Origin of the sequence: Burkholderia sp. Leaf177, assembly GCF_001424345.1 — a bacterium.
GTDB lineage: Bacteria > Pseudomonadota > Gammaproteobacteria > Burkholderiales > Burkholderiaceae > Caballeronia.
Genome location: NZ_LMPF01000023.1, coordinates 319,409 through 333,504, shown reverse-complemented (window position 1 = coordinate 333,504; position 14,096 = coordinate 319,409). Strand labels below are relative to the sequence as shown.

General features: G+C 60.1%; 10 protein-coding genes. 7 read left to right on the top strand and 3 right to left on the bottom strand.

The genetic code is table 11. The features are described from left to right. Positions 1-306 precede the first annotated feature (306 nt). Together ASG35_RS22530 and ASG35_RS22525 are read right to left on the bottom strand one after the other, a co-directional pair. Complete coding sequence (locus tag ASG35_RS22530; protein ID WP_056362907.1) at positions 307-609, bottom strand: hypothetical protein; 303 nt, start codon at positions 607-609, stop codon at positions 307-309. Beyond that, a complete protein-coding gene (locus ASG35_RS22525) occupies positions 610-1,449 on the bottom strand; it encodes a hypothetical protein (protein ID WP_056362904.1) in 840 nt (279 codons plus the stop codon). 402 nt (positions 1,450-1,851) lie between these two features. On the opposite strand from ASG35_RS22525, the gene gpW reads away from it, so the two are divergent. The 5 genes from gpW (at position 1,852) to ASG35_RS22500 (ending at position 5,935) form a co-directional block, all read left to right on the top strand. Further along, on the top strand, positions 1,852-2,043 hold the full coding sequence (gpW, locus tag ASG35_RS32850; RefSeq protein WP_442854862.1) for a gpW family head-tail joining protein: 192 nt from the start codon (positions 1,852-1,854) through the stop codon (positions 2,041-2,043). A 506-nt stretch (positions 2,044-2,549) separates the two neighbouring features. Beyond that, on the top strand, positions 2,550-3,506 hold the full coding sequence (locus tag ASG35_RS22515) for a choline ABC transporter substrate-binding protein (protein ID WP_056362899.1): 957 nt from the start codon (positions 2,550-2,552) through the stop codon (positions 3,504-3,506). 14 nt (positions 3,507-3,520) lie between these two features. Further along, on the top strand, positions 3,521-4,450 hold the full coding sequence (locus ASG35_RS22510) for a 3-keto-5-aminohexanoate cleavage protein (protein WP_056362896.1): 930 nt from the start codon (positions 3,521-3,523) through the stop codon (positions 4,448-4,450). Positions 4,451-4,476: 26 nt separating this feature from the next. Further along, entirely contained in the window at positions 4,477-5,424 is a 948-nt protein-coding gene (locus ASG35_RS22505; RefSeq protein ID WP_056362894.1) for an L-carnitine dehydrogenase, read from the top strand. 10 nt (positions 5,425-5,434) lie between these two features. Continuing rightward, positions 5,435-5,935, top strand: a complete 501-nt coding sequence (locus ASG35_RS22500) for a thioesterase family protein (protein WP_056362891.1) — start codon at positions 5,435-5,437, stop codon at positions 5,933-5,935. Here the strand turns inward: ASG35_RS22500 and ASG35_RS22495 are convergent. Continuing rightward, positions 5,869-8,157: a heavy metal translocating P-type ATPase gene (locus ASG35_RS22495; protein WP_235527675.1), complete on the bottom strand. Its 2,289-nt coding sequence runs from the start codon at positions 8,155-8,157 to the stop codon at positions 5,869-5,871. The two genes, ASG35_RS22500 and ASG35_RS22495, sit on opposite strands and share 67 nt — an antisense overlap. 345 nt (positions 8,158-8,502) lie before the next feature. On the opposite strand from ASG35_RS22495, the gene ASG35_RS22490 reads away from it, so the two are divergent. Next, on the top strand, positions 8,503-10,017 hold the full coding sequence (locus ASG35_RS22490) for a DUF1254 domain-containing protein (RefSeq protein ID WP_082508556.1): 1,515 nt from the start codon (positions 8,503-8,505) through the stop codon (positions 10,015-10,017). Positions 10,018-10,171: 154 nt separating this feature from the next. Then, positions 10,172-13,861: a DUF748 domain-containing protein gene (locus tag ASG35_RS22485; protein ID WP_056362886.1), complete on the top strand. Its 3,690-nt coding sequence runs from the start codon at positions 10,172-10,174 to the stop codon at positions 13,859-13,861. The last annotated feature ends 235 nt before the right edge of the window (positions 13,862-14,096 follow it).

Sequence of the window (14,096 nt, the reverse complement as noted above, 5' to 3'; positions counted from 1 at the left end):
ACCGATGACGAACGTATCGGGCTTATGCAAGCGCTCGAAGACCACGAATCGCAGGTGCGCGCAGAGTGCGCCGCATGACTCGTAACGCGCGTAGGATTACGCTTTCAGCGCTCGACGGCGTGTTCGCTGGCTACCTCAAACTCGCCGTACTGACCGCGCTTAATACGGGTATGCGGCTAACAGAAATGCTCTCGCTCGAATGGTCTAACGTCAATCTAGACGGGCAGGATGACAACTACCAACACGCGGCATAACGCGGTGATAGCAAGTCCCAACTCTTGGGCCACTAAGCGCTTGACGGCGCTTCTACGGCTCAAACGGCGACTTTCGCCCCCCGTCCGTCCGCTCTATTAGCGTTTTCCCGTCGCCGTCCGTTATCAACGCGAGCGGGCGCAATTCGGGGTATTGTGAAACTAGCGACATCAAAACCATACCTCCGATTCGTCGCGCCGCCTCATCATCGAGCACATTTTCATCATCCACGGGGACTTCGATAAGGGTTCGGTTTTGTGCATCACTAATACCGCTTATCGCGTTTGCGGCTACAAAAAACTGACGAAGTGTTTTTGTAGCCGGATCATAGCCGGTAACTAAGTATCGTAGATTCATTCAGTAACCCCTACAGGATTGGTAATTCGAAAACGCCCTTTGCTTGCATAGAGCCAATGTGCGCGGGTCTTTATACAGTGCACCTGCGAAATTGCACATTTCTAAGTCGTTCTCGTAATCTGCGAAGCATTCCCCTTCGTGTGATTCACTCACTCCGCGCGCGGCTATAGACAATACATCATCGCGCGCCATGCTCTTAACGTACTCAAACGGGGCCGCGTGGCCCAACGGCGTACTTGCGTTGTCTGCTATATCGCCAAGCCCGGACGCTGCCTTCTGCACCGCTTGGCGTCCAAGGTTTGCGCTACGCGCAACCATGCTCACAACCGAAAGCAGGAACGGCATTTCCGATTCTTTCACCGTTTCGAAGGGCAACGGGTTCAATCGCGCTTCCTGCTCGATACGCGCGTCAATAGCTGCGTTGTATTCGCGTAGCGATTGACGATCCGGTTCTAGGAGCGCGTTGTAATCGAACGGCGGCGCATCCGGTTTTTCTTGTCGCGCTGGCGGGTCAAGCGTGAAGCCGCCGTTCTCGAACGCGTTTGTAGTCGCGCCGCTTTCCTGCAAGATGTCGACCGCGCCATCACGCACGTATGAGAGCAACGTCTGCAGCGTGTCCCGCGCGCTCTTGTCCGATTGGGAATACCACGAAAAGCCGCCGCGCAGAAACGTTTCGACGCGCGCCACAAGCGCTGTGTTCGACTCCCATATGTGCATGTCGGCGTTCATCAACATGGCGCGCCCAGCCTTCGTTTTATCGGCGTCATCGCCAACACTGAAGCGTTGCGCCTTGCGCATCACATAACGGAATCTGTCGTACCGCGTCAATTCGGTTGTCATCCTGATTTTTTGTTAATGCATGGCTCGCTACGCTAACGCACTTTTGCGCGCATCAATCTCAAAATAGGCGCAATGTCATATCTTCAAATGTGAGGTGCAATCCGCATTACGCAACGCGCGTGCGACGAATGGGAAAGGAAGCAATCCCGGCCAAGCGGCGAACGATGCAAGCAATAGCGACGGGACATAACACCGTGCATCGCGTGTGCGCGCGCCGCGTGATCCAAGAAAAGGCCCGCGGATTCGCCGCACGACTTTAAAGGACTCTCATGTGTCCGTACATGCGCCCATGCTGTAACGACCCCGCGACGAGCCTTTTTAGCGGCATAACGCGAGCGCAACTTGAAGCGCAACTCTCCGAAGCGCAAGCCGATATTTGCGACTCTCGACGGCGGGCAGGGTGTGTCGTATTCGTACGCGCAAGGCGACGGCACCAAGAGTGTGACCTATACGGCGTCGAACATGGCTAACCTTGTCGCGCTGATTCGACAGCTACAGCAAGCGCTCGAGGTTATTTGCAAGGCGCGTGCCCCGGTGCGGTTTATATATGGCCCACCACGGCCAGTGGCTAACAGTGCTGAAGAGAACAGCTAAGACAGAAGCCGAGAAGCCCCAAAAAGCAGCAACCCGGCATCAACCCCGACCAAGACAAACTACCGCCCGAGCCCCAGTGGCAAACCTTGTGAAATGAAGTCCCGCCACGGACAGTGGCTAATAGTGATAAAGAAGTCAGCTAAGACAGAACCCGCAAAGCCCCAAGCAGTAGCAACCCGGCACCAACCCCAACCACTATAAACAACCGCCCAAGCGCCAGCGTCGAACCTCGTGAAATGAAGCCCTGCCACGGCTAGTGGCTAACAGTGCTAAAGAGAACATCTAGAACGGAACGTGCAAAGACCTAAAAAGCAGCAACCCACCCTCAAACCCTTACCAACCGCCCCCCAAAACCAAGTGCGAACGACCGGCCCTGGTCGCATGCAGTCAAAACCCGGTCGCACCCGGGCGCCCGCCCGGTATTCTGCGGCAGTACTTTTACACACGGTCAGTTGGGACCGAACCCCAACCCAACGTCCAAACAAAAACCATCGGAACAGGAAGCCATGCCCACTCTCCCGGCCACAAGAAAACTCTTCGCCTGCCTGTTTTTCGCGCTGACTTCACTCAGCGCCGCAGCCCAGAGCAAAGAAGACGCAACCTGTCATACGGTCCGTTTCGTCGATATCGGCTGGACCGACATTACATCGACCACCGCACTCGCGTCAGTCGTGTTCGAAGGCCTGGGCTATAACCCGAAAGTCACCGTCGCCTCCGTGCCAATCTCGCTCGCAGGGCTCAAAAGCAAACAAATCGATGTATCGCTCGGTTACTGGTGGCCCGTGCAGGAAAAGGTGGTGCAACCATTCATCGACTCAAAGGCCATCGACAAACTCGATCCACCGAATCTCTCCGGCGCAAAAGCCACGCTCGCCGTGCCGAGCTACGAATACGACGCGGGCCTGAAGACTTTCCAGGACATCGCGAAGCATAAGGACGAACTCGACGGCAAGATCTATGGCATCGAACCAGGCAGCAGCGCTAACGCGCAAATCCAGAAGATGATCGATACCAACCAGTACGGACTCGGCGGTTTCAAGCTCGTGCAATCGAGCGAAGCGGGCATGCTGGTGACGGTCGATCGCGCTGTCCGCGATAAAAAATGGGTCGTGTTCGTTGGCTGGGAACCGCATCCCATGAACATTCAGGTCAAGATGAATTACCTCGCCGGCGGCGACGAAGTCTTCGGCCCGAACTATGGCGAAGCACGCGTCTATACGCTCACCAACCCGGACTTTTTGACGCGTTGCCCGAATGCCGGAAAGCTCGTATCGAACCTTCGATTCACAACGCAACTCGAGAACCAGTTGATGATTCCCGTCATGGCGAAGGAACGCCCAGCCGACGCGGCGAAGGCTTATCTGAAGAAAAATCCGCAAGTGCTCGACGCATGGCTTGCGGGCGTGAAGACGGTGGACGGCAAGGATGGCTTGCCGGCAGTCAAGCAATATCTTGGCCTTTGAAAGGACGGCGTGACATGAACTACGAAGTAATCGTGACGTGCGCGGTAACGGGCGCAGGCGACACCACCGGCAAACATCCGGCAATTCCGGTCACACCGAAACAGATCGCGGAAGCGGCAATCGAAGCCGCGCGTGCAGGCGCGACCGTCGCGCATTGCCATGTTCGCGATCCAAAAACGGGCCGCGGCAGCCGCGATCCGGCGCTGTATCGCGAGGTCGTGGACCGCATCCGGTCATCGGACGTGGACGTGATCATCAATCTCACGGCCGGCATGGGCGGCGATCTGGAAATCGGCGCAGGCGAATCGCCGATGGAATTCGGCGCCGCCACTGATCTCGTCGGCGGCTTGACGCGTCTGGCGCACGTGGAAGAACTGTTGCCGGAAATCTGCACGCTCGACTGCGGCACGCTGAATTTCGGCGATGGCGACACCATCTATGTTTCGACTCCCGCGCAACTTCGTGCCGGCGCAAAACGCATTCAGGAACTCGGTGTAAAGCCCGAACTCGAGATCTTCGATACCGGCCATCTCTGGTTCGCGAAGCAAATGCAAAAGGAAGGCCTTCTCGACGACGCACCCTTGTTCCAGCTTTGCATGGGCATTCCATGGGGCGCGCCAGCGGATGTCGGCACGTTCAAGTCGATGGTCGACAACATGCCGACAGGCGCGCACTGGGCAGGGTTTGGTATTGGACGGATGCAGATGCCGATGGTCGCGCAAGCCATACTTTTAGGCGGCCACGTTCGCGTTGGACTGGAAGATAATTTGTATCTGGATCGCGGCGTGCACGCGAGCAACGGGACGCTCGTGCAGCGCGCGGTCGAGATCATCGAACGTCTGGGCGGCCGCGCGTTGACACCTGCTGAAGGGCGCAAGAAGCTCAAGCTGCCCGCACGCGGCGAACGTTTGCTGGATCGTCGCAAGATCGAGCAGTTTGCTTGAATTACAATTAATAAGGAATCCGTTGTATGCAAGTCAGAACGTTTGCGGCGTTGGGCGTTGGTGTGATTGGCAGTGGATGGGTATCGCGGGCATTGGCGGCCGGGCTCGACGTGATTGCGTGGGATCCGGCGCCGGGCGCCGAGGAACAACTAAGGAAGAACGTCGCGAATGCGTGGCCCGCGCTTGAGCGTGTCGGGCTGGCGCACGGGGCATCGAAGGAAAGATTGAGGTTCGTCGAAGCAATTGAAGAGTGTGTGGCCGAAGCCGACTTCATTCAGGAAAGCGCTCCCGAGCGCGAGGACCTGAAGCTGAGTCTTCACGAGCGGGTATCGAAGGCGGCAAAACCGGAAGCGATCATTGCATCATCCACATCCGGATTGTTGCCAACGGACTTCTACGCGAGCGCGAAAAACCCGTCGCGTTGCATCGTGGGCCATCCGTTCAATCCGGTTTATCTGTTGCCATTGGTCGAGGTTCTAGGTGGCGAGCAGACGTCCGAAGACACGTTGAAAGCGGCGTCTGCGTTCTATGAATCCATCGGCATGCGGCCGTTGCGCGTGAGAAAGGAAGTGCCGGGATTTATTGCGGACCGGTTGCTCGAAGCGTTGTGGCGCGAGGCGTTGCATCTGGTAAACGAAGGCGTGGCGACGACCGGTGAAATCGATGACGCCATCCGTTTTGGCGCTGGAATTCGCTGGTCGTTCATGGGCACGTTCCTGACCTACACGCTCGCGGGCGGCGAAGCTGGCATGCGCCACTTCATGCAGCAATTCGGCCCGGCGCTAGAATTGCCGTGGACCAAACTGGTTGCGCCCAAGCTCACCGACGAACTCATCGGCCGCGTGGTAGAAGGCACGACCGAACAGCAAGGTTCGCACTCGATCAAGCAGCTGGAACGGTATCGCGATGACTGCATTACCAGCGTACTCACCGCGATAGCCGAAGCGAAATCACGCCACGGCATCAAGGATTAAGCGCGCAACCATGCAAAACGCGACCATTCATCGTGACATAGTGAAGCCGGAGTGGGTCGACTACAACGGCCATTTGCGTGACGCGTTCTACATGCTGATCTTCAGCCTCGCGACCGATGCGTTCATGGATCGCATCGGTCTCGACGAGGCCGGGCGCGCGTCCCGTGGCCGCTCGTTGTTCACGCTCGAAGCGCACATCAATTATCTGCATGAGATCAAGGAAGGCGCGGCGGTTCGCGTGGAGGCATCGGTGCTTGCGTTCGATGCCAAGCGCGTTCATCTCTACATGGAAATGTTCGAGGGCGACGGCTCGGAACCCGTCTCGGCGAGCGAGCAGATGTTGCTTCACGTCGATATGACGAACGGCGCGAAAGCGGCGCTCTTCGATACGGACATTGCCGCCCGCATTGAAGAGATGCATCGTGAGTCGATCACGGACGCGCGTTACGCCGGGCGCGTGATCGGCTTGCCTTCGAGGTCGGGTTCGCCGGCATCGACCAGACCGGCCTGAGCGCGCCACGTCCGCAGCAATAAGGCGTTCGTCACCACGCTCACGCTCGAGAACGCCATGGCAGCGCCGGCGAGCATCGGATTGAGCAGGCCGAACGCGGCGAGCGGAATGCCGATCAGGTTGTACACGAACGCCCAGAACAGGTTCTGCTGGATCTTGCGATACGTGCGCCGCGCAATATCGATAGCATCCGCCACCAGCGCCGGGTCGCCGCGCATCAGGGTAATGCCGGCTGCTTCCATGGCGACGTCGGTGCCGGTCGCCATCGCAATGCCGATATCCGCCGCCGCGAGCGCGGGCGCGTCGTTGATGCCGTCGCCGGCCATCGCGACCGCGCCCGTCGTGCGCGCTTTCAACTCCGTAATGACACGCGCTTTGTCGGCGGGAAGAGTTTGCGCATAGACGTCTTCGGCGGCAATACCGAGCGACTTTGCAACGCTCGCCGCGCTGCCCGCGTTGTCGCCGGTAATCAGGACGCTGCGGATGCCCATTGCGCTCAACCGGGCGATGGCATTGCGCGCGCCAGGTTTGATGGAATCGCCGAATGCGAGCAAAGCAAGGACGCGTGCCGGGACGCTCAAGTCCACGAGCCACGACACCGTGTTCCCAAGCGCTTCCAGTTCCACCGCGCGCTGTTTGAGCCCATCCGGCGCGGCAACGGCCAGTTCCTCGAGCCAACGCGCGCTCGCTATGGCCAGGCGACGCTCGCCCACGCGCGCCTCCACGCCGCGCCCGGCGACCGCTTTTGCATCGCTTGCGGTGACGGGCGAGAGCGATTCGGCATCGGCGGCGGCCACGACCGCGCGCGCCAACGGGTGATCGCTGAAACGTTGAACGGCCGCGGCCAGCCCTAACGCTTCGTTCCGTTCGATTCCATCGGCGGCATCGAAGGCGGTCATGGATGGCTTGCCAAAGGTCAGCGTGCCGGTTTTATCGAAGGCGACAATCCTGATCCGATGCGCCATTTCCAGCGCCTGCGGATCCTTGATCAGCACGCCGTGGCGCGCTGCAACGCCAGTTCCCGCCATGATCGCGGCGGGCGTTGCAAGCCCGAGCGCACACGGACACGCAATCACGAGCACCGCGACCGCGTTCAGCACGGCCGTTTCCGCGCCCGCGCCCACCGCGAGCCAGCCGATCAGCGTCACGAGCGCGATCACGAGGATCACCGGCACGAAGATCGCCGATACCCGGTCGACAAGCCGTTGTATCGGCGCCTTCTCCGCCTGCGCCGATTCAACCAGCCGGATGATGCGCGCGAGCGTGGTTTCCGCGCCCGTCGCGGTCGTTTCGACGGCAATCACACCTTCGCCGTTGATCGATCCCGCCGTGACGCGCGCACCGGTTTCTTTCGCGACCGGCAGGCTTTCGCCGGTAATCAGCGATTCGTCCACGTGCGTGCGGCCTTCGCGAATCACGCCATCGACCGGCATCCGCTCGCCTGGCCGGACAATTGCCACGTCGCCGTTAAGGACATCGGCGAGCGCGATATCGCGTTCTTGGCCGGTCGCGGCGTCGCGAATCCGCGCGCGCTCGGGGCGCAATGCGTCGAGGGCGCGAATGGCGTCGGTGGTTTGCCGCTTTGCGCGCGCTTCCAGCCATTTGCCGAAGCGCACGAGCGTGATCACGACCGCCGCGGCTTCGAAATAGAGATGCGCGGACTCGCCCGGATGCGCGAACAATTCATAGACGCTCAAACCCCACGCCGCCGATGTACCCAGCGCGACCAGCAAATCCATGTTGCCTTCGCCCGAGCGCACCGCCTTGAAGCCGCCGACATAAAATCGCGCGCCGAGCCCAAACTGGACAATGCTCGCCAATGCCAGCGATACCCACACGCCGAGATTCAGGTCGATTCCGAGCATCGGCAGGACGAGCGGCAGCGTCAGCAGCGCCGAAACGACCACGGCGACCAGCTCGCCCGTGTGCGCGGGCCCGACGACCGGCGCGGCTTCCGGCTCGATAAACGTCGCTTCATACCCCGCCTTGGTCACGGCCGCGAGCAACTGGTCGCGCGAGACGGTCGATTCGGCGTGAACGGTGGCTTTTTCCGTGGCGAGGTTCACGGAGACGGTTTCCACGCCCGGCACTTTGGCGAGCGCTTTTTCGACGCGCCGCACGCACGACGCGCATGTCATTCCGCCGATCGCAAATTCAGCGGTATTCGATGCAACAGCGATGTTTTCAACCGTACTAACAGACATAAAACCTTCCCGATTCATTGCAGGCCATCAGTTTCCGGCCGATAACACCAGTATCGACATTCCAATGATTGGAAGGTCAAGGCGTATTTTCAAGCGAGATGTACCTGCGTTGCCATGGCGCGGGAATAAAAAACCGGCACTATATAGGCAGTTACAGGCAGCAAAAATTCTGAAACATCTGACTAATTATCTGACATCGTTACGCGCTTCTTGCCTATCGTCATTGGATAAGATAAAACGCGTTTTCAAGATAACTTGAGCGATAGTTTGAACGTCGGCGAGCGAACCTGCAGGACATGAATTCCAGGACTAGCCGGCGCGCGCGCCGAACGAAGTAAAAAAGCCTAAACAGACCTAATTCGAATGAAAAATAACCGACGCTGGGCAGTGCCGTTGTTTGCGATGAGTGGGACACGCTGGATGCTTGCCGGTTTGAGCACGCTGGCAATCTTGGGCGGTTGCTCTACACAAGCGCCCGTGGTGACGAACGGCGACGGCTGGCGAAAAGATCAGGTCGCCGATGCTTATGTGTTCGGTTATCCGCTGGTGGCCTCCGACCTGGCGCGCGAAAAAGCGACGGGCGGCAATGCATCGAAGCCGGGACAAGCGCCCGTGAACACCTTGCGGCACACCACGGCGTTGCCGCCGGTCGGCGCGACCGGGCGGCCGAGCGTGGATACGCTCGAGTCGACCGCTTGGCTGGATGTATCGAGTGGACCGGTTTTGGTTTCGTTGCCCGCGTTGTCGTCCATGCAATCGGCGCCATCGGGTGCGTTGCGCGGCCGTTATTTCGATGCCCGCGCCTTCGATGCCTGGACCAACGTGATCTATTCCAGCATCGGCGCCACGCCCGATGCCCCCGCGCTCATCGTGAAAAAACGTGGCAAGGCGGCGCGCGCGGCGGCCGAGCAAGCCAGCGTTCTCGCGTTCGTGCCGAAGGGTTATACCGGCACGCTGCCCGACGGCGTGACGCGCGTGGAAACACCAACGCGCTACGTGTGGTTGTCGGTGCGAGTGCGTGTGAACGGTCAGCGCGACGTGCGCGAGGCGCGCAAGCTCCAGACCGCGATGCGCATCGAGGCGCCTTCCGCCGATAAAACCAGTCCCACCACCGCCGGCGCCGCGTGGCCGAACGTCACGGCCAACACGCCGAGCGTGATTTCGAGCGGCGACAAACCCGAGTCGCTCGACGCCACCGCGTATTTCACGCGCCTGGCCAAGTCGCTGGAAGACAATCCGCCCGTGCCCGACGATCCGCACGCGGTGAGCTTGCTGGCGCAACTGGGCGTGAAGGCGGGCGAGCCGGTTCAGTTCCGTCCGTCGGATGCAGGTTTGCTCACAACCGGTCTCGCCGATGGCCGCGCGCGCGTCGACACGGTTCCGTCGAACGCGTTGAGCCGCAACGGCTGGGTCTGGTTCGGCGACGCCGTCGGCAATTACGACACCGACTACACGTTGCGTGCATTCCTCGCCAAACGTCAGCCGGGCACGGGCACGAAGGAGAGCGAGGTGAAACCCGTCGCGTTCCTGGACAGCGACGCCCACGCGCTCAACGGCGCAAATACTTATGTGCTGCACTTCGCGCCCAATCAGTTGCCGCCGGTGCGCGGTTTCTGGACCTTGACGGCGTACACGAAGGACGGCGCGCTGATCGATGACAAAGCGCCGCGGCTTTCGCTCAGCGACCGCGATCGCTTGAAGAAGAATCGCGATGGTTCCACCGATGTAGTCGTTTCCGCGACGTCGCCGGGCAAGGCGCGCGCGTCGAACTGGTTGCCCGCGCCCGATGGCGACTTCCAGTTGATGATGCGTCTGTACGCGCCGAAGCCCGAAGCGACTTCCGGCGCGTGGGCGCCGCCGGCCATCGAACGGCAATAGAACGGTAGTAAACAGGCACTAAGCGCGGTATTAAGCGAGGGACCTACGGACCATCGCCGATTCAATTTGACGCTTTCGCGTCGTATACTCGGGCCTTCCGTTTCCCCCAGGTCACGCGCGGTTTCAAGGCGCGTGGCCGCGCTGTGAGGCCCGCATGGCAAGCCTGAACAAGACTTCCCTGACATCCGCTGGCCGTGGCCTGATCGGTCGAGCAAATGCGGTTGCCAGTTCGAACCGCACGCGCCGTGTCGCAATTGGCCTGGTTTTATTTGTCATCGTGATCGGGCTGCTCGGTTTTTTCGCGGCGCCGCCTCTCATTCGTCATATCGCCGAGCAGCAGATTTCCGCGCAGCTTGGCCGTCCGGCCAGCATCGGCAGGATTGCGCTCAATCCTTATACGCTCAGCTTCGAAGCCGACCGCGTGCATATTGGCGAGGCGAAAGGCAATCTTTCGGCCGACGCCAAGGGCGGCGATTTTATCGATATAGAACGGCTGATCGTGTTGCCTTCGTGGTCGTCGCTGTTTCGGCTCGCGCCCGTGATCAACGAGCTGAAGATCGATTCGCCGCGCTTTCATATCGTCCGTTACGACGCGCAGCGCTTCAATTTCTCGGATCTCATCGAAAAGTTTTCAAAGCCGTCCGCCAAGCCCTCCGATAAACCCGCGCGGTTTTCCGTATCGAATATCCGGATTGCGAACGGGCGCATCGATTTCGACGACCGCTTGCAGAAGACGCAGCACGTGATCGATCAATGGTCGGTCGGGATTCCGTTTATCGCGAACCTGCCTTCCACGACCGAGTTGTTCGTGACGCCGTCGTTGCAGGCGCGCATCGACGGATCGCCGCTGTTCATCAAGGGCCGCACGAAGCCGTTCGCCGAGTCGCGCGAGTCGGAAGTCGCGCTGCAACTCGACGGGCTCGATGTGCCGCAACTGGTTTCGTACGCGCCGGCTTCGCTCCCCGTCGCAGTGAAAAGCGGCAAGCTTTCGACCAATCTCGACGTGAGTTTTTCGCTCAATGGCGACGCACCCGTCGTGCGCATCAAGGGCACGGCGGATCTTGCGGATATCGACGTGACGGACAAGCAGGACGCGCCGCTTTTTGCCGCGCAGTCGCTGCATGTGAACGCGGTGAATCTGGAGCCATTGCGCAATGTTTATCAATTGACCGAGATAAAACTAGCTCAGCCGGATATAAAACTTTCCCGCGATAAATCCGGCGCCTTCAACTTCCAGAAACTGAGCGGTCCACCCGCGGATAATCCTCCGGCCGCCGAAACCAAGGCCGCGGCTGAGACGCAACCGCTGGATTTATCGATCAAACATGTTGCTATCGACCAAGGCCAGATTGCCTTCAACGACAACCTGATGGCGCAACCCGCCCAGCTCGGCCTGAAGGCGCTGGACGTCACGCTCGATGACTTCTCCACACTCGGAAAAGCGCCGGCGCGTTATACGCTGAAAACCGCGCTGGATCATGGCGGGACGCTGGCGGCATCGGGCGGATTCACATTACCCGGCAAGAACGCCGACGCAAAACTCGCGCTCGCCGGTCTGCCGCTTCCGCCGCTGCAACCGTACGTTGCGAACGCGCTTGCCGCGCGGGTATCGGACGGCGCGCTCAGCGCGAACTTGCCGCTGCACGTTGACTGGTCGAAGCCCGAAGCGTCCATTCAGGTAAGCGCCGGCGATGTCTCGCTCAAGTCGCTGAAACTCGTGCCAACCGCGAATACGGCGCCGGTTGCGCTGGCTTCGGCCGAGGCGAAAATTACGAAAATCGATGTCGCCGCGCGCACCGCCGCACTGGAAAGCGTGACGCTGAACGGCCTGTCCATCGATGCAAAACGCCTGAAGGACGGCAGCATCGACCTCGCGGCGCTCGCCGGACCGCACGAAGCCGCGCCGGAAGTCAGCGCAACCCACAAGATCCAAAAAACGAACGCCGCTGGTCCGGCCTGGCGCTACCAGATCGCGCAGGTTTCGCTTGCCGACAGCACCGCCGAATTCACCGACGAAACCACGCCAACTCCGGTAAAGCTGCACATTGCGCCGCTTCAGGTGAACGTGAAGCAGGTCACGGACGACCTCACGAAACCGCTCGCCGTGGATGGCAAGCTGACCTTGAACGGCAATGGCGCGCTTGCCACGGCGGGAACGTTGACGATCAAGCCGCTGAGTCTCGCGCTGCATCTCGATGCAAGCCAGCTGGACGCCGCGGCATTCGAGCCCTATTTCGGAAGCGCGCTGAACGCATCGCTTTCCAGCGCGTTGCTTACCGCGAACGGCGACGCGTCGTTCTCGGGCGAGGGCCGCACGCTCAAGGCGGGTTACAAGGGCGATGTGTCGTTGTCGAACGTGCGTTTGATCGACCGGGTAAGTTCCCAGCCGCTCGCCGGATGGAAGCTGCTCGGCTTGACGAAGCTCAACGCGCGTTACGACGAAAAAGGCGCCGACGTGGAAGCCGCGCGCGTCACGTTCGCCAACTTCTACGGCCGCGTTCTTCTCGATGCACAAGGCAAGCTGAACCTGCGCGACGTCGTGGTGAAGGACAAGACGGGAATTCAGACCGTAGCCGCCACGCCCGCGCCCGCTGCCTCCGCGCCGGCTACGTCCAAGCCGGCATCGACCTCGACCTCGACCTCACCTACACCTAATCTGCGCTTCGGCGAGCTCGTGCTGCAAAACGGCCGCGTGACTTACACCGACAACTTCATCAAGCCGAATTTCACGGCGAATTTGGTCGCGATCACGGGGACTATCGGCGCATTCGGGACGCATTCGACCGTTTCCGCGCCCGTCGATGTCGCCGCGAAACTCAACGCAAACGGACCGGTATCGATCAAGGGAACGGTGAATCCGCTGATTGCCAAACCCGCCCTGGATCTGACGGCGAGCGCGCACGACGTCGAATTGCCGAATATCTCGCCGTATTCCACGAAATACGCCGGATATCCGATCACAAAGGGCAAGTTGAACGTCGACCTGCACTATCAGCTCGCCGACGACAAGCTCAGCGCGAACAATCATCTTTTTATCGATCAACTCACGTTCGGCGATCACGTCGATAACTCGACCGCGACCAAGTTGCCGGTGCGGCTGGCCGTGTCCTTGCTGAAGAATTCGCGCGGCGAGATCGATGTAAATATCCCGATTTCCGGCTCGCTTTCGAATCCTGAGTTTTCGGTCGGCGCGCTGGTCTGGAAAGCGATCGTGAACCTGCTGGAACGCGCCGTGACCGCGCCGTTCTCGTTGCTGGCAAACGCGTTTGGCGGCGGCAAGAACGCCGAGGAACTCGGTTATGTGGAGTTCGACCCGGGTTCGTCCACGTTGAGCGACGCCAGCAAGGAAAAGCTCGACACGATCGCGAAGGCGTTGGCGGACAAGCCGTCCATCAAGATGGATTTGTCGGCGCGGGTGGATCCCGCCGTCGACGAACCCGGCTTGCGCGCGGCATACGTGGATCGCCAGGTGAAGCTTGCCAAGATGAAGGATTCGAGCGACGACAACCCGAACATCAGCCCGTCGACCATCACGCTTTCCGCGGATGAATACACGAAGTTCCTGACCAAGGCGTACAAGGACGCGGACTTCAAGAAGCCGCGCAACATGATCGGCTTGACGAAGACCTTGCCCGACGCCGACATGAAAGCGGCGCTCGCGGCCAATGCGCCTATCGATGAAGGCGCGCTCGGCGCGTTGGCGCAAAAACGGGCGACAGCGGTGAAGACTTACTTTGACGGCAAGATCGACAGCAAGCGGATTTTCATTGTTTCACCGCATATGAACGCCGACGGCATCAAGGACAAAGGCGCGCCCACGCGCGTGGATTTTGGTTTGCAATAAGGCCTTTTTGATTTCTGGACTCGGACTTGATTATTTAGGCGTGCGCTGAAATTCAGCGCCGTCATATGGGGTAAGGCGAGGCGCGCGGTTCATGGCATTTTCGTCAATCCGCGCTACACTCATCTCATTAATGCAGCGGCGCCGGGCGACGTGCATGACTGCTGCGGGCGCTGCTTCAAATCCGTCCCGCGCTTCGTTTCAGAGCCGTAAAAACTGCCGCTGAGCACGCGCCTCC